This window comes from Candidatus Cloacimonadota bacterium, from assembly GCA_012522635.1.
Taxonomy (GTDB): domain Bacteria; phylum Cloacimonadota; class Cloacimonadia; order Cloacimonadales; family Cloacimonadaceae; genus Syntrophosphaera.
In genome coordinates, this window is the sequence record JAAYKA010000038.1 from 1 (window position 1) to 18,956 (window position 18,956).

Annotated in this window: 15 protein-coding genes; 3 read left to right on the top strand and 12 right to left on the bottom strand. The window is 50.2% G+C overall.

What is annotated here, in order from left to right; all coding sequences use genetic code 11:
* Positions 1–464: serine/threonine protein kinase (locus GX135_02320; GenBank protein ID NLN84924.1), on the bottom strand; the 464-nt coding region annotated here is incomplete at its 3' end.
* 402 nt (positions 465–866) lie between these two features.
* On the opposite strand from GX135_02320, the gene rplU reads away from it, so the two are divergent.
* Positions 867–1,181 carry a 50S ribosomal protein L21 gene (rplU, locus tag GX135_02325; GenBank protein ID NLN84925.1) on the top strand — a complete coding sequence of 105 codons (315 nt, stop codon included), beginning with the start codon at positions 867–869 and terminating at the stop codon, positions 1,179–1,181.
* 11 nt (positions 1,182–1,192) lie between these two features.
* On the top strand, positions 1,193–1,462 hold the full coding sequence (rpmA, locus tag GX135_02330; GenBank protein NLN84926.1) for a 50S ribosomal protein L27: 270 nt from the start codon (positions 1,193–1,195) through the stop codon (positions 1,460–1,462).
* Positions 1,463–1,764: 302 nt separating this feature from the next.
* On the opposite strand, the gene GX135_02335 is transcribed toward rpmA, so the two are convergent.
* The 6 genes from GX135_02335 to lepA all read right to left on the bottom strand — a co-directional run bounded on the left by GX135_02335 (position 1,765) and on the right by lepA (position 10,803).
* Positions 1,765–2,685: a 3-phosphoglycerate dehydrogenase gene (locus GX135_02335; GenBank protein ID NLN84927.1), complete on the bottom strand. Its 921-nt coding sequence runs from the start codon at positions 2,683–2,685 to the stop codon at positions 1,765–1,767.
* Between the two features lie 69 nt (positions 2,686–2,754).
* Complete coding sequence (locus tag GX135_02340; protein ID NLN84928.1) at positions 2,755–6,369, bottom strand: T9SS type A sorting domain-containing protein; 3,615 nt, start codon at positions 6,367–6,369, stop codon at positions 2,755–2,757.
* A 225-nt stretch (positions 6,370–6,594) separates the two neighbouring features.
* Positions 6,595–6,792, bottom strand: a complete 198-nt coding sequence (locus tag GX135_02345; protein NLN84929.1) for a hypothetical protein — start codon at positions 6,790–6,792, stop codon at positions 6,595–6,597.
* A gap of 141 nt (positions 6,793–6,933) precedes the next feature.
* Positions 6,934–7,131: a hypothetical protein gene (locus GX135_02350; protein NLN84930.1), complete on the bottom strand. Its 198-nt coding sequence runs from the start codon at positions 7,129–7,131 to the stop codon at positions 6,934–6,936.
* A gap of 206 nt (positions 7,132–7,337) precedes the next feature.
* Complete coding sequence (locus GX135_02355) at positions 7,338–9,002, bottom strand: BamA/TamA family outer membrane protein (GenBank protein ID NLN84931.1); 1,665 nt, start codon at positions 9,000–9,002, stop codon at positions 7,338–7,340.
* Between the two features lie 4 nt (positions 9,003–9,006).
* Positions 9,007–10,803: an elongation factor 4 gene (gene lepA, locus GX135_02360; protein NLN84932.1), complete on the bottom strand. Its 1,797-nt coding sequence runs from the start codon at positions 10,801–10,803 to the stop codon at positions 9,007–9,009.
* Positions 10,804–11,280: 477 nt separating this feature from the next.
* Between lepA and pruA the strand changes: the two genes are divergently transcribed.
* Positions 11,281–12,903, top strand: a complete 1,623-nt coding sequence (gene pruA, locus GX135_02365) for an L-glutamate gamma-semialdehyde dehydrogenase (GenBank protein NLN84933.1) — start codon at positions 11,281–11,283, stop codon at positions 12,901–12,903.
* 353 nt (positions 12,904–13,256) lie between these two features.
* Here the strand turns inward: pruA and pyrF are convergent, their stop codons facing one another.
* Genes pyrF through GX135_02390 form a run of 5 tightly spaced genes read right to left on the bottom strand, consistent with a single transcriptional unit; the run spans position 13,257 to position 18,358 of the window.
* Positions 13,257–14,054, bottom strand: a complete 798-nt coding sequence (pyrF, locus tag GX135_02370; protein NLN84934.1) for an orotidine-5'-phosphate decarboxylase — start codon at positions 14,052–14,054, stop codon at positions 13,257–13,259.
* Positions 14,029–14,565: a bifunctional pyr operon transcriptional regulator/uracil phosphoribosyltransferase PyrR gene (pyrR, locus tag GX135_02375; GenBank protein NLN84935.1), complete on the bottom strand. Its 537-nt coding sequence runs from the start codon at positions 14,563–14,565 to the stop codon at positions 14,029–14,031. Before pyrR ends, pyrF begins: the two co-directional genes overlap by 26 nt.
* Positions 14,566–14,594: 29 nt before the next feature.
* Positions 14,595–16,589 carry a pyruvate carboxylase subunit B gene (locus GX135_02380; protein NLN84936.1) on the bottom strand — a complete coding sequence of 665 codons (1,995 nt, stop codon included), beginning with the start codon at positions 16,587–16,589 and terminating at the stop codon, positions 14,595–14,597.
* 12 nt (positions 16,590–16,601) lie between these two features.
* Positions 16,602–16,790 (bottom strand): hypothetical protein, encoded by a 189-nt coding sequence (locus tag GX135_02385; GenBank protein ID NLN84937.1) that lies wholly within the window; start codon positions 16,788–16,790, stop codon positions 16,602–16,604.
* Positions 16,791–16,804: 14 nt separating this feature from the next.
* A complete protein-coding gene (locus tag GX135_02390) occupies positions 16,805–18,358 on the bottom strand; it encodes a methylmalonyl-CoA carboxyltransferase (protein ID NLN84938.1) in 1,554 nt (517 codons plus the stop codon).
* Positions 18,359–18,956 lie beyond the last annotated feature (598 nt).

Genomic DNA, 18,956 nt, shown 5'->3' on the forward strand with positions numbered 1-18,956 from the left:
ATGCCAAAATCCATAACTTTCACGTTGTCGTCTGCGTCCAGCAGGATGTTGGAAGGTTTTATGTCGCGATGGATGATACCCTTGCCATGAGCGTAGGAAAGCGCTTCCGCGATTTGTTTCAAGATATTCAGCGCTCTTTTTTCTGGAATGGGGCCAATTTTCCTGCTCAGGTCTTTGAGGCTGCCACCTTCAACATATTCCATTGCCAGACAAAAACGCCCCTCCGCTTCAAAATAGCTGTGCATTTGCACGATATTGGGATGATTGAGCGTGGCCATAATCTTGGCTTCCTGCTCAAAACGCTGGCGAAAGGACGGGTCAAAGGAAAGCCTTCTGGACATGGTTTTGAGCGCGAAAGGTCTCCCAAGATTGTCTTTCACGAGATACACCTCGCTCATGCCGCCGGCTCCAATCTGTTTTACAATCGTGAAAATCCCAAGCTTCGTGCCTGCTGTCAGTTCCATATCGATGCCTTTTTGTTTGTTTATCTTTTCACAAGTATTGTAAACAGCGTTTTTTGGTCAAGCTTTTTTCTTTTGCCAACAATTTCCAACTTTGTCCGACTTCGTGCTCAAAACCCGGTGTATAAAGGATTCTCCCACATTCCATCATTGCCTAATTTTGGCTCCTTCTTGCTTGCCGCCTTATGTCTCCCTTATGTTTTATAAGGCAACCATAAGCGACACATAGGTTTAGGGCTTAATTGACTCTAATTCGGCAGACTCGTTCTATATATACGGACATTTTTTTCATCCCGATTTTTGGGGTTGAAGCTCAAAAGAAAAAGACAGTTTACAATTTTCCACTTGACGAATGAGCCGTCTCAAATAAATGTGCCTTTTCATGCAAAAATACAAGGAGTCAAGATGTACGCCATCGTAGATATCAAAGGATTTCAGTTCAGGGCTGAAGAAAACGCGATTCTGCGCGTTCCCCTGCTGAATACGGCGGAACCGGGCCAGTCCCTGGAATTTGACCGGGTGCTTCTCGTTCGCAAAGACGACGAGATTCTGGTTGGCCAGCCCGTCGTAGAAGGCGCAGCCATTCTTGCCGAAGTTATCGGTCACGGTAAAGGCAAAAAGAAAATAATCTACCACGCCAAACGCAGAAAAGGTTACCGCGTTAAAAAAGGATACCGTGAACAATATACCAACATCAAAGTCACCGGAATCCGGATTTGAGGAGGTGAATAATGGCACATAAAAAAGGTGGCGGCAGCAGCCGCAACGGACGGGATAGCAAGCCCAAATATCGTGGTGTAAAAAAATATGGCAGCGAGTACGTTCTGGCTGGCAATATCATTGTGCGCCAGAAAGGCACCAAGTTCCACGCCGGCGAAAACGTCGGCATGGGCAGGGATTTCACCCTGTTCAGCCTGGTGGATGGCCATGTGAAATTTGAAACCCGCGGACGTACCCGCAGGAAATATGTTTCCGTGATGCCCGTCGCGGCAGCGGAATAAGCCTCAAACACCTACAACAGCTTACAAAAAGCCCTGGAAATGTCCGGGGCTTTTTTCATGGACGCGGGATATGCCACAGGGGGAGTTCGCATTGAATTTTGCCAACGATCCAAACAGAACAGAGTAATCATGTTTTCTACAGAGTTGGGAAGGATTTTAGACTTTTTTACGGTAGCCTCCAGCAAATAGTCCGACTTTTTTACGGTTACAACCGGCAAATAGTCTGACCAAACACAAAAAACCCCGGCGTAAAACCGGGGTATCTATCATTTTTGGTGGCGGTAAGCCGCCTGAAATCCGGGTCAGTTTACCTTGAAGGTGGTGTCGCCTTTTTCCAGGAATCCGATAATCTGTTTGGCGGAGGCAACTCCGGCATTGACGTTCGCTTCACCGGTTTGAGCGCCCATCTTTTTGGGTGTCCAATAGCTGCGCTCGGGATAGAGTTCTGCCAGTTTGTCAGAGCAATCCGGCGCCACGTCGCACACATAGCGGAATTTCTTCTTTTCTTCGAAGGCTTTCAGCAGGGCGTCTTCATCAATGACTTCCTTGCGGGCGGTGTTTACCAGGATGCAGTTGTCTTTCACCAGGGAAAGCAGGTTCCAATTGATGGATTTTTTGGTTTCGGCGGTGGCGGGGATATGCAGGGAAATGTAGTCCCCCGTGCTGAAGATGTCCTCAACCTTGTGAAGCGGGGTCACCCCTTCTTTGGTGATGGTGGCGTCGCTGAGGTAGGGATCGTAGGCAAACACTTCCATTCCAATGCCTTGCGCCATCTTGGTGAGGAAACGTGGGATGTAGCCAAAGCCGTAGAGAACCAGTTTTTTTCCGGCAAGTTCGCTGCCGCTTTTGCCGTTGAATTTTCCACGAGCCATATAAATCATCATTGCCAGAGCCAGTTCAGCCACGGCGTTTGAATTTTGCCCGGGGGTGTTCATGGCCACAACGTTGTGGGCAGTGGCGGCGGCGAGGTCAATGTTGTCATATCCCGCTCCGGCGCGAACCACGATTTTGAGATTCTTGGCGGCGTTGAAAACCGCTTCGTCAATCTTGTCGCTACGGATAATCATGGCGTCAACATCCGCCACGGCTGCGTGCAGATCCGCGGGGTCGGTGTAGCTTTCCAGCCAAACCTGCTCATATCCGGCGGCCTCAAATACGGCCTTGATTTTTTCCACCGCGGGGGCGGCAAAAGGTTTTTCGGTGGCGATCAATACTTTAGGCATGGGATTCTCCTTGGAGTTTATTTTTTTGTTGTATCTTAAATTATGGCTGCATTAAAGTCAAGCCCTTTTTCATTTCAAAAGCAGCATGCGCCGGGTGATGGATGAATCCGATGTTTGCAAGCGGTAGAAATACAATCCGCTGGCTGCGGCGCGGCCAATCTCATCCTTGCCATCCCAAACGACTTTGTGATTTCCCGCGGCAAGCTGTCCGCTGTGTAAAACCTTGACCAACTGACCTTTGAGGTTGTAGATGGCGAGTGTAACATCGCCCGCTTTCGCGTTTTGGAATGCAATGCTGGTGGTGGGATTGAAAGGGTTGGGATAGTTTTGAGCCAGATTATCCACCAAACCGGGCAGCTCGGGATCGGAAACAGGGGTAACTGGCGCTGCCGCATGACTGCCCTGGCGGTTCAAGGCTCCACGATACACGGGCCAAGGATGGTTTCCGCTGTCGGCTACGCGCAGATTTAGAACCAATACTCCGGTGGAATATCCGCTCACCAAGTCCAGCTTTCCGTTTCCGTTCAGATCGCAGATGGTGCCTGGAGTGCAGCCGTTAAATGATGTCACAAAAGGATATCCGTCATGGAGGCTGCCATCGTGGTTGTAGATGAACACGGAATTTATGTGGTTCGAAACCAGAATCTCGAATTGGGGATCGTCGTCCAGGTCCGCGATTAGCGGTGGGACGTTGAAAACGCCGCCAACATGAACTGGGAAGCCACTCAAGTCTTCGCCATTTTGATCCACAGCGTAGAGCCAGCCGTTGATGGTTATAAAGATGATATCCAGGGCGCCATCAGAGTTCAGGTCTGCCAAAACGGGGCTGGAAGCCATGGCTGCCTGGATGGGTTTTTCCACCAGAATTTCTGCAGTGGGTGAAATCAGCTTAAACCGATTGTTCGTCCCCAAAGCGATGCGGCCGTTGTCCAAAATTGTGGGCGCTCCGCTGATATTGCCGCTCACATTAATCGGAAAACCTGGCTTTGGATTGCCCTGACCATCAACAACATGAAGCAAACCGTGTTGGGTGCCGGCAATTATTTCCATGATGCCGTCGCCGTCAATATCCGCTGCGGCAAGTTCGGAATAAAGGGATGAGCCCAGCTCGATGGGGAATCCCGGAACCGCGGTGCCATTGGGATTTATCGCGTGCAAATGCCCATCCAGGGTACCCACAATAACCTTGTTTTCTCCGCTGTGATCGATGGGAGCAATCACCGGGCTGAAAAGCACCTGACTGCCGGTTTCATAATTAAACACCAAACTGCCATCCAGCGTGGCTGCGTGAACCCTGCCTGTGCGGCTGGCATAGACAATCTCAAGTGCCTCGTCACCGACCAGATCGCCCATCGCGGCGCTGCGCATAACATCCTGCCTCGGTGGAGCATACCAATCCCAGAGTTCTTCCGCCGAGTCGTTGATATAATAGGCTCGACCCTGAACGTCCAAATACATGATATCCGGACTGCCATCACCATCAAAATCATAAACGATGGGTGAGGATTTTGTTTGAATTTGGCAATCCCAAGGGAAATTACTGTCCACCATCGTGATGTCCAAACTCAGTTCATAGCTGCGCACTCCGGTGCTTAATCCAGTATCAGGCTGAAAGGATTCCAGCTTCAATTTCAGATAAGTGATGCCGTAGGACGCGGTGGGCAAAAGCTGGAGACGCAAATAATCGTTTTCGGAACTGGTCTCTCCAGGTTGAATCAGCGGAATCTGCAGACTATCGTCCAAAAGTTGCACGCCTTGGGGCAGCTCATCCAATGTCACCGTCACGTTGTGCGCGGCACCCCAGCCTTCAAAATTTCGGATTCGGGGATATAAACGTATGATTTCACCAGGGTTTATGCTGCCATCATCGTCGCCCTCAACATCAGAAAACATATAGCTTTCCAGGCTCAGCAACGGCAGGCTGGGATCCGGATGTTTCAATTCCACGGAAGGATCCCCAAAAAGCACCACCTCATAGTAGCACCAGCGCATCACATCGCTGCTGAGAGCGTGGTTCAGATTTTGCACGCGGGAATAGCTCAAAGCCTTTCCCAGGGTGGTGTTTGAAGTTTCATAAAGTCCGATAAAAAATTCGCGGTCATAAAACTGGGAGGGACCATCAATGCTGCCCGGCATATACCAGCCGTAGCGTGTGTTGCCGATAAAGGCAAAAAGTCCGCCCTCGGTGGTGACCAAGTGTTCACCAATGCATTCGCCGTCGCCGCTGGTCCGCTGATCGAAAGCGGCGGGATAGCAACCCTGGGTGTAAAGAAAGCCATATTCCGTGTTTTCAAGGCGTTCGATGCTTCCGTTGCCCTGACCCATCAGGTAGGTTTCGTTGGCATGACCCATGTGATTCATCACGTTCGCGCCCTGGTTTATGGTGTCCCAAACTCCCTGATCGCTGTAAGTTCCGTCGCGCTGATACATGGTACGCATAAAATATGTGTCCGGAATATGGGTGGCAACGTCGTCTTTATAGTCGCCGCCCCAGGTTACTGGATGATTATTCAGGTTCTCTCCGAACATGATGGAGATATTGTTGCTGAAAGTGTTGTTGGTCACATAATACTCGGTTTTGCGGAACATATTGTTGAATTCACGCGCTGTTTCCGCTGGAAAACGCCCGACGTGCACTTCCGGCAGCATATCAACATCATCTTCCGGTTCACCCCAAATGTTGTTTCCATTCGCGTTCCAGTCTCCATCCAAGTTGCCAAAATACAGGTCGGTGGGCATACGCATATCCACCGTATCGTAAACCTTGCCATAGCAGCCTCTTTCGGGAACAATCTCGTCGTCGCCGCCCAGAATCACATATTCGAGAGGGCTGTCCGAATCCGCCCAAGTTTGATAGACGTCAACGATGAAATTGCGCACTTTTTCGGCATTATCGACCCCATCATAACCATCGTAAATATCTGATGTGTAAAACAATGCGGTGCTGATACTCTGAGAATCACGCCACTGCATATAGTTTTGAAACAGCGGTGCGCTGGTCTCGTCCGTGATCACAATCATCTTTTTGGGGTTACTCAGGTCGATGAGCCGGCTTTTGGGGCTGTGATTCCTATACGCGGAGGCAGTTTGATAGCTCTGAGCCAAGTCTGGGTTTATCACAAACCCATACAGGTCTTCACTTCCACGCGCAGGACTGTAAAAATTGGCGGAACCGGTTGCCACGTTTTCATCAAAAACGGTGTCCAACACGATACGCGCGCTGCTTGAAGCCAGAATCCGCTTTGTGCCAGGTTCATATTTCCAAGGATAGATGTTTATCACTGCGATTTGAAAGCCGCGCATGGATTGGATTCCAAAAAAGCGGAAATCCTCACGGGGCCAAGCCTCGTCAGAGTTCCAGATCAGCGGGTCAGGCTGGGTTTGATCCTCCTGGGGCTGCGAAATCTTTTGCTGGGCACGGACATAGTCCAACTCCAGGTTTTCCCTCTGAACCTCAGCCGGAGCAAGGATTACATTCAGGTTTTCCACTCTGTGGCCAAAGGGAATTAAAACACGCACGGGCAAATAGTTTAGCGCTGGAACACCAGGTTCCAAGATGGGAGCAGCTTCCGTGCCGCGGAAGTTTCTGCCAAAAGCAGCGGGATCGATATCAAGCTCCAGGCTGAGCGCGAAAAACAAGCCGCTCCAAGCCAGAAGAGCAAGAGTCAATAGTTTTTTATACATCATTCATATCCTTGATGGTCTTGAATTCAAGAGCTTTTTCTTTAGCAAATCATAATCCGCAAAACAGGTTTTGCCGTCAAGGTTTTTTTACATCTCCGCAAAGGACGTTCAGCCGATGCGCTTTTCGCTTTCCAGATTTTTTAGATTTGTGTCTTTTCCCCTGCCGCCGACTTCAGGCATCTCCGAAACGGTTTTCCACTATCTTTCCAAGCAGGACTGGAGGACTTATTTCATTGATTCTGAGTTATTTACTTCCTGGGTTTCAGAGCTGCTGTGTTCGGTGTCCGAAGCGGGAATTCCGGAACCACTGCTGGAGCTTTGTTCAGTTTGATTGCCATCCGTGTCCGGACCTTTGCCCTTGCATGCTGAAAGCGATAGAAGCAGAATCAGCAAAATGGCTAATAAAATGTTTGTTCTTTTCATTGTTGTCTTCCTCATATTTACATTATATCTGGGCTTGGGCTCGTGGACAAGAATAAAATATCGGCATACAAAAAACGGGCATCCATGTGGATACCCGTTTTTTAAGGACTGCGCTACTAAATTGAATTAGTAGAGGGAAATTTATTTGGGGCTTGGGGCTTCTTCTTCTGTTTTTACTTCGCCTTCTTCAAGAACTTCTTCAGCTTGTTCTTCAACTTCTTCCACAACTTCTTCAACTTGTTCTTCAGTTTCTTCCACTTCTTCAGCTTTGCAGCCGGTGAAGGCAAGCATGCCGATGAGCATCATAGCGAGCAGGGCAATAATGGTAAGTTTTTTCATTTTGATTCCTCCATTTAGTGAAATCGTATTTTTGTTTCTTTGTTTTTTTGTTTTGGCGGCAGTTTTTGGCCATACCGGGCCTTTTTTGCAGAGAGGGCCAAAGTGCCGCAAAGCTTTTAGCAACCTCTCACACAGTCCTTATTCACGTCTATGCGTAAACATAATAATGACACGATACAGAAACCGCAATTCTTGGCAAGCTTTTTTTAAAAAAGAGCGTCCAAACCCGCGTGAATCATCCCGCTTCCAAAATCCGAAAAACCATTTTCACGATATCCCAAAGCGTATTCCACACTCAATATTCCCAGCCGGGTACGCATTTTTATGCCGATTCCGGGGGCGAAAAGATTTGATCTCAGTTTTTCCTGCCCCGAAACCAGAAGACCGTGGTCATAGAAGAGGTAAATTCTGGCCTGCGGATTGATGAGCCATCGCAGTTCCAGCGCGCCCCAACCCAAGCGCCAGCCGCTGAATTCGTCTTCACGGTATCCGCGCAAAGAGTTGAATCCACCCATGCGGTAAAGTTCGTGATCCAGAGCCGTGGAATCCGACAGACTGCGCAAATGTAAGCCCAGGGAACAGGTCCAGCGAGGCGTAATGCCGATATGTTGCACGTGATTCGCCTCCAGGGCATTGCTCCAACCCCGTTCGCCCTTCTGCCACAAACAGTAGGTGAGATCTGTCTCCATCCCTTTGTTGGGGTTAAAGATACGATCCCGGCTGTCCATGCGCCAGAAGGCACCAATGCTACTTGCTGAAGAACGCCGCACAATCAGGCTGTCCTTTTCCGACGGCAGATATTCATTCACATTTTCGTAGGATAGTTCCAGCCCATAGCGATGCACAGACCAATATGAATAGATATCTGTGCCAACCGTTGATCTGATCCAGCTTTCAGTCTCTTCATCCCTGGAAAGGCTGATGTCTGCCGCCAGAGGAAAACTATTCGGCCCAGATTCGTGGTATGCCAGCTCCAACAGGCTGGAACTCGGAAGCTTGCGCCAGTTTAGAGCCAAAGCACGGTCGCTGCCCCAGAGGTTCAAAAAACTGAGGTTCAGATGCCCGGTCAGTTCGTTTTTGTCCTTCACCCGGGTAAAACCCAAAACCCCTTCCAGAGAGGTCATTTTGCCTTCCGTCACTTTGATGAGCACGCTGCTTGGATCCACCGGCTCAATTTGGCAACTCTCGATATAGCTTTTACTTAGAATGTTGTTTTCGGCGTTTTGGATGGCTTGGGGAGTCAAAACTTTATCCGCAGAAAATCCGGCCAGCTTCACCAAGGTTTTATCCCGGGTATGTTTGTTGCCTTGAAAGTAGTATTGTTCAGGTTTTAGCTGCTTTCCTTCGTTGATGGCAAGCTGGGCGGTGAAACCATCTTCCAGCGTTAGAGAATCAAGCTGGACGCTGGCAAAAAGATAGCCTCGGCGCTGGTATTCGTCCAAAATCCGCTCCATAAGTTCAGGGATTTTTGCCAATGGCAGTTCTTCATTTTTTCCAAGCAACAAGATTTCACGCAGTTTCGCTTCGGAAAAATAGCGCAAACCACGGAATTTGATTTGACAATGCTGAGGGGAAACACGCTCCTCCAACCGGAAAAGCAGCTCCATTTCATCACCCGAAATTGGAATCAGTTCAGGATTGTAAATCTTCACAAAAGGATGGCCGCTATTTTGCAGCCAGCCTCGCAAGGCTTCGATGGCGGCATTCACATCCGCGGGTTCATATTCAAAACCCGTCTTCAGCCCGGACGCCTCCAGCAACAGCGTCTTGTCCACTTCAAAATCGGTCTCAAAGCTGATTTTTTGGACGCTGAGCCCAAAGCCGAGGCAGAGCGCCAGCCAAAAGGACAGAGCCAACAGCCGGCGTTTCAAGGTTTTACTCCCTTTCTGCTTTCAAAACAGCCAGGAAAGCTTCCTGGGGCACGGTCACAGAGCCGATTTCCTTCATCTTTTTCTTGCCTTCCTTCTGTTTTTCCAAAAGCTTGCGTTTTCGGGAGACGTCACCACCGTAACACTTTGCCAAAACATCCTTTCGCATGGCGTTGATAGTGCTGCGGGCAATGATGGTTCCGCCAATCGAGGCTTGCAGAGCAATCTTGAAAAGGTGTCTCGGAATCACATCGCGCAGGGTTTCCGTCACGCTTTTTCCCCAGTTATGAGCCTTGTCCCGATGGCAGATAAAGCTCATCGCGTCAACCCTTTCCCCATTAATCAGAATGTCCACCTTCACCACATGTGAGAGCCTGTAATCCTTGAAAGCATAATCCAGCGAGGCATAACCACGGCTCACGGTTTTCAGTTTGTCATAAAAATCGAAAATAATCTCGATGAGCGGCATGTCATAATGCAACGCCACACGTTTTTCATCGATATACTGGATGTTTTTTTGAATCCCGCGGCGTTCCTGGGCCAGCTTCATAATGTTGCCAATATAGTCCGTGGGCACGATTATTTCCGTCTCCATAAAAGGTTCGAGGATGCTTTCGATGTGGGCTGGATCGGGAAAATCAATCGGGTTATTAACTTGGACTTCCTCGCCATTGTTCAGTGTGATGAGAAAACGCACGCTGGGCGTGGTGGCAATGATGGGAATATTGTATTCACGAAACATTCGCTCTTTCACAATCTCCAGGTGCAACATCCCCAAAAAACCACAACGGAAGCCATATCCCAGAGCGGCGGAATTTTCTTTTTCATAGGTGAGGGAAGCATCGTTGAGCTTCAGTTTGGCAATCGATTCCACCAAGTTTTCATAGTCTTCACCATTGATGGGAAAAATGCCGGAATAGACCATGGGCTTCGGCTCCATAAAACCCGGCAAAGCCTCTTCACATCCACCTTTGGCGAGAGTGACAGTATCGCCCACCCGGGCATCCGCCACTTCCTTGATATTCGCGATAATATATCCGGTCTCACCCGCGGCAAGGCTTTCCCTGGGGGTGAATTTCAGCCCCAGATGCCCGATTTCCTCAATTTCATATTCACGCTCCGTGGCAAAAAGCTTGATGCGGTCACCTTTGTTCAGGGTTCCCTCAAAAAGCCGCACCAAAACCACCACGCCGCGATACATATTAAAATACGAATCAAATATGAGTGCCTTGGGCGCGGCATTGCGGTCTCCTGTTGGAGCTGGCAGCCTTTCGCAGACAGCATCCAACAGTTCTGTGATGCCGATTCCAGCCTTGGCGCTCACCCGCAAAATATCTTCCGGCAAACAGCCCAAAATCTCGCAAAGTTCATGTCCCGAACCTTCGATATCCGCCTTGGGCAGATCAATTTTATTCAAAACAGGCAGGATTTCCAGATCGTTGTCCAACGCCAAATAAAGATTGCTCATGGTTTGGGCTTCCACGCCCTGGGACGAATCCACCAACAGGATGGCTCCTTCGCAGGACGCCAGCGCCCGGGAAACCTCATAGGAAAAATCCACGTGCCCGGGAGTGTCGATTAAATTCAGAACATATTCCTGACCTTTGTAGTTGTGAGTCATGCGCACGGCGTGACTTTTAATCGTGATTCCTTTTTCACGCTCCAATTCCATGGTATCCAAAACCTGCGCCACATCCACTTTCCCCACCACGTTTGTGCTTTCCAAAAAACGGTCTGCCAGGGTGGATTTACCATGATCGATGTGGGCTATTATGCAAAAGTTGCGAATGTTTTCTTGTTTCACATTGTGTCCTTGAAAAATATGGGATTTAGGCACCGGACAGATAACCTGCCGCGCCAAAACGAGTTTAACTTACACAAAATTGTAAGTGTTCACTTTTGTCAATAGATAATGCGTTTTTTCTTGCCACGTGAACCCAAAAAAGAACAGCTCCCAGCCTAAAACCACGTCTTTTTGGGGAAAATAACAAATCCTTTGCTACCGTAAATCACCTTGTGAATACTTCCAAAAAAGCCCGCGCTCAGGCGCCATCAAGCTTGCCATGATTTCAAAATATCTCTCTTGACGAAAATCTGTCGGTTTTAAAAAGTGTTTTTACTGCAGAGTATCCTAATCTCAAAAAGTGGGGTATCCTGCCCAAGGCATATCAGAAATAGGTATGTCTTCCACAATTTGGAAAGTGGCGCGCGCATTTGGGGAACTTTGGCCCGGGGTTTTGCGCGTCGCGGCTTTTCTTTAGAAAATTCATAAGGAAACAGTATGTTTTTCAATGTTCCAGTACCCAGAAATGAACCGGTACTGCCCTACGCGCCCGGTTCCCCGGAAAGAGAGCTTTTGCAAAAGAAGCTGAAAGAGATGCACGGGCAGCAGGTCGAAATTCCCGCCATCATCGGTGGAAAAGAGATCTTCACCGGAAACACCGGCACCAACGTCTGCCCCCACGACCATCAGCACGTTTTGTGCACCTTCCACAAAGTTGGCAAACCAGAAATAGCCCAGGCCATCGACGCTGCCATGAAAGCACGCCGGATGTGGGAAGAAATGCCTTTCTACGACAGGGCTGCCATCTTCTTGAAAGCCGCCGAATTGCTGGCCACAAAATATCGTCCGGTGATAAATGCTGTCACCATGCTTGGCCAGAGTAAAAGCGCCCACCAGGCCGAGATTGACTCCGCCTGCGAACTGATAGATTTTTGGAGATTCAATCCCTATTTTGCCCAGCAAATCTATGAACAGCAGCCCCCAGTTTCCCCGCAGGGAGAGTGGAACAGCTCCCAATACCGCGCGCTGGAAGGCTTCGTCTTTGCCATCACGCCCTTCAACTTCACCTCCATCGCGGGCAACCTGCCCACCTCACCAGCCCTGATGGGCAACACTGTGGTTTGGAAACCCGCCGGAACCGCTGTCTATAGCGGATATTTCATCATGAAAGTGCTGATGGAAGCTGGACTGCCCGATGGCGTGATCAACTTCATCCCCGGCCAAGGCGCCGTGATGGGTGACATGGTGATGGATTCCCCACACCTCGCTGGCATCCATTTCACCGGTAGCACCGGAGTTTTCAACCACATTTGGAAATACACCGCCCAGAACCTGGAAAACTACAAAGCCTATCCCAGAATCGTGGGTGAAACCGGTGGAAAAGACTTCATCTTTGCTCATCCCTCCGCAGACGTCACCGCGCTCGCCGTGGCTGCTTTCCGTGGAGCCTATGAATTCCAAGGCCAAAAATGCAGCGCCGCCAGCCGTATTTACGTTCCGGAATCCCTCTATGGCGAATGGTTGGAACAGATGAAAGCCATGCTGGCAGACATCAAACAGGGCGACGTACTGGATTTTGGAAACTATGTGAACGCCGTCATCGACCAGCATAGCTTCAACAACATCAAATCCTACATCGAACACGCGAAAGCCGCCAGCGACGCTTCCATCGTTGCCGGTGGTGGCTATGATGATTCCAAGGGATTCTTCATCGAACCCACCATCATCAAAGCTGAAGACCCGCGCTACAAGAGCATGCAGGAAGAAATCTTCGGCCCCGTGCTCACCGTTTATGTCTATAAAGACAGCGATTTTGAGAAAACCCTCGAACTCTGCGACAACACTTCCCCCTACGGACTCACCGGTGCCGTTTTCTCACGCGATCGCGAAGCAACCGTCAAGGCTTGCAACGCTCTCAGACACGCCGCTGGAAACTTCTATATCAACGACAAACCCACCGGAGCCGTGGTTGGACAGCAGCCCTTTGGCGGTGCCAGAGTTTCTGGAACCAACGACAAGGCCGGAAGCGCCCAGAACCTCATGCGCTGGACCTCCGCCCGCTCCATCAAGGAAAACTTCGTGCCCCCCACGAACTACAAATATCCTTTCCTGCAATCCTAAAACTCCAGATAAAACCCATAAAACGCAGGGCGGCGCTTCAACGGCGTCGCCCTTCTTTGTTTCTGGGAAAAAATCGGAGCTAAACTCCACGGTAAAATGTGCTTAACCCTCAGAATGCCATGGATTTATCCCAATCCGATTTATTAAACCAATTTTCCTCTTGCTTGGTAGCCGCCTTATGTCTCCCTTATGTTTCAAAAGCAAAGTTAAGCGACACATAGGTTTAGGGCTTTGCTACATGAAAATCAACAGACTCGTTCAGATTATAGGTGAAGATGGGGTCTCTTTTTTGTTGTCTTTGTCAGGAAGCTGGAAGCCGCAGATTTATCCGGACAAAAAAAGGGATGGCTGGCTTAAACTATAATCAGTTCGTTCAATTCCCTGGCTGCGTGTCCCGCCGCCAGGGCAAATTGCGGAGTTTTTTCGCGGAAGATGATGCCACGTGAGGAATTGATTAAGATATTGGGTCTTTCATTTGATTCCGCGGCATGGCGCAGAACCGAATCCAAATCGCCACCTTGAGCGCCGATGCCGGGAATGAGGAAAATACGCCCGGGCAGCAATTCCCGCATTCGTTTCAAATCCTGGCTTTGCGTGGCCCCAACCACAGCGCCAATCTTGTCCTCCGGAAATTGACCAATCCAAGCCGAGACTTTTTCAGCCATGCCGCCGTCCAGGAAAAAATCCCGCGCGGAAGCGTTTGAAGTGAGCGCCAACGCGAAAGCGAAGGCTCCGCTTCTATTCAGAATTGACCGCATCACATCCGCGCCCATCAAGGGGTTCAGAGTAATCGCGTCCACACGCAGATGGTCGAAAAAAGCGATGGCATATTGCTCCATCGTGTTGCCGATATCGCCAACTTTGCAATCCAAAATCACGGGAATTTCCGCGGGGATATATTCCACCGTTCTTTGCAAAGCCTCCAAGCCGCGCTGTCCATCGCTTAAATAGAATGCCAGATTGGGTTTATAGGCGCAGGCGCTGGCTTCGGTGGCATCAATGATGCGGCGGTTGAACTCCCAGATGGGATTGGCTTCATCCCTCACGCAGTCAGGTAGCTGGGTGACGTCTGAATCCAATCCCACGCAGAGCAGGCTGCCGCTGCTTTTCCAGCGCGCCTGATATTTATTGAACAAGGATGCGGACAAAATCGGCTCCGTCGGTTTCGTCGAACTCTACCTTGATGATTTCTTCGTGCGAGGTGGGCACATTTTTGCCCACATAATCCGCTTTGATGGGAAGTTCACGGTGTCCGCGGTCGATGAGCACGGCCAGTTGGATTTGTTTGGGGCGGCCAAAATCCAGCAGCGCGTCGATGGCGGCGCGCACGGTGCGGCCTGTGTATAACACATCATCCACCAACACAATCACCGCGTCTTCAATCTCAAAACCCAGTTCCGATCCACGGATTACGGGCTGATGTGAGATGGTGGAAAGATCGTCGCGATAGAGGGTTATGTCCAAAATCCCCACCGGGATTTCCTGTCCCTCAATGAGGCGCAAATAGTCTGAAAGCCTCTGCGCCAAAGGCACGCCGCGGCTGCGGATGCCAACCAGGCGGATTTTTTCCACGCCGCGATTCTGCTCGATTATCTCATGCGCCATGCGATGGATACTGCGTCCCATCTGGGCTTTGTCCATGATCGTGCTTTTTATCTGCATTTAATTTCTCCAGTTTTGCCCAGAAGGCATCAATTTGGCTTGATCACCATGAGGGTGTCGCCCTTGCCAACGTTGTCGCCGCTGGAGAAGGGAGTCGCCACCACGGTTCCATCCACAGGGCTGGGGATGTTGTTGTTCATCTTCATGGCTTCCAAAACCAGAACGGTGTCTTTAACGCTGACTTTGTCGCCAACTTTCTTTTCATATTTAATCAGCATTCCAGGCATGGGAGACTGCACCGGAGTGCCTTCAGCGCTGGAGGCTGAAACTGGCGCGGTTGCCGCAGCGGGAGCCGGATTCGCGGGCGCTGCCGCCGGAACTGGTGCTGGAGCGGGATTTATCACAGGGGACGGAGCAATCGGGGCGCTGCGCACCACGCGGGGAACTCCGCCTTTTTCGGAAACTTCCACCAGGAAATGTTCGTCGTCCACGAAAACATCGAACTGGCGCAGGTCTTCAGGTTTCGCAACCGCTTCCTTGACGGGTTTTTCCATCAATTTGCCATCCTTGGCTTTCTGGCAAAGTTCCTGCTCACGCTTCACTTGTTCCAGCGTGACAGGCTTCATGTCTTCGGGCATGGCTTCCTTGCCATATTTGATTTTGAGGAACTTTTTGCCGGTGAGATTGTAAATCGCCACGATGAGGGCGTCATCCAAATCCTTCGCCAAGCCTTCAGTTTCCTGTTTGACCTGTTCCAAAGCGGGCTCAATCACGTCGCCGGGGCGGTCTGTAATCGGTTTTTCACCCCGGTGGTAGCCTTTGAGCGCCTTCTTTTGAACTTTGGGGTCGATGGGCAGGGTGGTTTTTCCGTAAAGTCCATAGCAGAGGTCTTTTACCTGTTCGGTAATCTGGGAATATTCGCCGTCTTCCTTGTCGAAGAGAGCGTTGTTAACTGCCTGAATGCCAACAATCTGGCTGGTTGGCGTAACGAGGGGAATCTGTCCCAGTTCCTTGCGCACTTTTGGAATTTCCTCGAACACATCTTCCAAGCGGTCCAGCGCGTCCATCTGGCGCAGTTGGTTCACCAGGTTGGAAAGCATGCCACCCGGAGTTTGATGGATGATAACGTCGGTATCGATGATACCAAATTTTGTATTGTCCGCAAAATGCAGGTATTTGGGAATGTCTTTTTCCATTTCCTTGCTGATTTGGTTCAGCAGGCGGATGTCGAAACCGGTGTCGCGGTTTGTGCCCAAAAGAGAGATTACGAAAGGCTCAACCGCGGGGTGGGAAGTTCTGTAAGCGTAGGGTCCGACACAGGTGTCGATGATGTCCACGCCGGCTTCGATGGCTTTGAAAAGCGCCAAATCGCCCTGACCGCTGGTAAAGTGGGTGTGCAAATGCACCGGCACCTTCACGGTTTCTTTCAGCGCCTTGATCAGGTCGAAGGCGTCATAGGGGGAAACCAAGCCCGCCATATCCTTGATGCAGACGGTATCCGCGCCCATTTCTTCCAATTGCTTGGCTTTTTTGGTATAATATTCGATGTTGTAGATTTCTCCGCCCATGCGCTGTTCCATCAGGCTGTAGCAGATGGCGCCCTGGAAATGTTTGCCGTTCTTTTGGATGATTTTCACCGCGGTTTGGAAGTTGCGAAAATCGTTCAAAGCATCAAAAACGCGGAAGATATCGATACCGTTGTCACAGGCGCGCTGCACAAATGCTTCCACCACGTCATCGGCATAATTTTGATAGCCCACCAGGTTTTGTCCGCGCAGCAGCATCGAAAAAGGAGTCTTTTTGATGTATTTTTTCAAAACGCGGATGCGTTCCCAGGGGTCTTCTCCCAAATAGCGGTGCATGGCGTCAAAAGTGGCTCCGCCCCACACTTCCATGGAGTAGAACCCAACCTGGTCCATCTTTTCAGCCACGTGAAGCATATCTTCTGTGCGACCGCGTGTGGCGAAAAGGGACTGGTGTCCGTCCCGGAAGGACAGGTCTTGAATTTTTATAGGGTTGGCCGCTTTGGGGCGGTCCGGTTCATAGCGCATTTGGCTATATTCCAAGATTCCATGTTTTTGCATGGTGTCTCCTTGTTATCTGTTTCTTTTTATAAATCTTCTTTGGGCCAGCTCGCGATGGAGCATGGTTTGTTGGCGTCCATAATGTTGCCAAACGCTGGGCGCGTTTTCCAGCGGACGCTGCACGAAAGGCAGGCTTTCGTCGGAACTGATGAGCGCCATCACACCCGCGATGGCGGCAAGTTCTTTTTTACGGTCTGTCATTGCTGCGCGTCCTTTTAGGAAGGAATGTTTCCGTGTTTTTTGGGAGGCAGGCTTTCGCTTTTGCTGGAAAGAATTTCCAGGGCGTCAATCAACCTTTTGCGGGTTTCGGAGGGCAGAATCACCGCGTCGATGTAGCCGCGTGATGCCGCCACATAGGGATTGTTGAATTCTTCCTCATAATTCGCAATCAGTTCCGCGCGTTTGGCGTTTTGGTCTTCAGCCGCCTGTATTTCCTTGCGGAAGATGATGTTGGCGGCACCCTGGGCACCCATAACCGCGATTTCAGCGCTGGGCCAGGCAAAAACCATGTCCGCGCCCAAATGCCTGCTGCTCATGGCGATATAGCTGCCGCCATAATTCTTGCGGGTCACCACTGTCAATTTGGGAACCGTGGCTTCGGAATAGCACCAAAGCAGCTTCGCTCCGTGGCGGATGATTCCGTTCCATTCTTGATCACGGCCGGGAAGGTAGCCCGGAACATCCACAAAAGTGAGCAGCGGAATATTGAAGGCATCACAGAAACGAATGAACCGCGTGGCTTTGTCCGAAGCATCGATATCGAGGCAGCCAGCCAAAACCTTGGGCTGGTTTGCCACCACACCCACAACGCGTCCGTTCAGGCGTCCAAAGCCCACAATGATGTTTTGAGCGTAATACAGATGCGGTTCAAAGAATTGTCCGTCGTCCAAAACGCTGCGAATCACCTCGTGCATGCTGTAGCTCTCTTTGGGGCTGTCCGGAATGATGGTATCCAGGTTTGGACACAGGCGCCAGGGTTCGTCCGCGCTTTCGGCTCGGGGAGGGTCTTCCATATTGTTTCCCGGCAAAAACGAAAGCAGGGCTTTGATTTGCTGGATGGCGTCCTCATCATTTTCACAGGCGAAATGGGCGTTTCCGCTCTTGGAATTATGGGTCATGGCTCCACCAAGCTCTTCCTGGGTGGTTTCTTCACCCGTGACGGCTCGGATTACGTCCGGACCGGTGATAAACATGAAGCTGGTCTTTTTCACCATGAACACAAAGTCTGTCATGGCAGGGGAATAGACAGCTCCACCGGCGCAGGGGCCCATAATCGCGGTGATTTGCGGAATCACACCGCTGGCGCGGGAATTGCGGAAAAAGATGTCGCCATAACCTTTGAGCGAATCCACACCTTCCTGGATGCGGGCGCCGCCGCTATCCTGAATCCCAACCAAGGGAACGCCGCTTTTCAGCGCCATGTCCATGATTTTACAGATTTTAGCGGCATGCATTTCGCCCAGAGAACCACCCCGGGAGGTAAAATCCTGGGAAAAAGCGAAAACGGGACGTCCGTCCACCAAACCGTGACCGGTTATCACGCCATCAGACGCAATTTCAACCTTTTTCATGCCAAAATTGTCGCAGCGGTGTTCCACGAACATATCCAGCTCCCGAAAGGTGCCGGGATCGAAAAGCAAATCCAACCGCTCGCGGGCTGTCAGCTTTCCTCCGCTTTTTTGTTTTTCCACGGCTTTGGCGCCGCCCATCTGCAGGACTTTCTGCTCTTTATCCAGCAGTTTCTGGATCGCGTCTCGGGTCGTTAGCATTTCTGTATCCTCTTTTCAAAACGATATTTAACATATTCGCGGTTCCCACCTTGCGGCATGAACCGGACAAGAATCCAAAATCTACAGCCGCCCCTTTTTCGTCAAGAAAAACAGAGATAAAGATTTTTTGCCAGAGTTTTTTTACTCAGAGACTTGGGGAATCTTCATGATATATATGCAGTTATCCGGCTTGGAACGCAAGCCAAAAATACAGCTCCCGCGAGGCTAAACACCTTCGCCCCCCTGCTTCGCTCTTGAGTCCAGCTCAAGAGTTACTGCTCCATGCCCCGGGAACAACCCGATTCTTTATCGGGATACTCAGGGGAAGAACCGCAGTTACTCCCGGGCCAGAGCCAAGGGTGAAGCAAGAGAGCGCCAACTTCTGCGAATTTGAAAAATATTGGAACCAAATAAATTAGTCTATGTTTTCATCAATCTTTCGGACGTTGGGAAGATTTACTCATTGAAACACATCGCGTTATGCTGCAGGAAATGAAGAAATTGAAACATGATTTTGCATGATAACTGCACCTTAATATGTTTTTTGACGTTAGCTTTTATGGTTTGTTGAATCTTTCTCTTGACTTTTTCCCGGTTG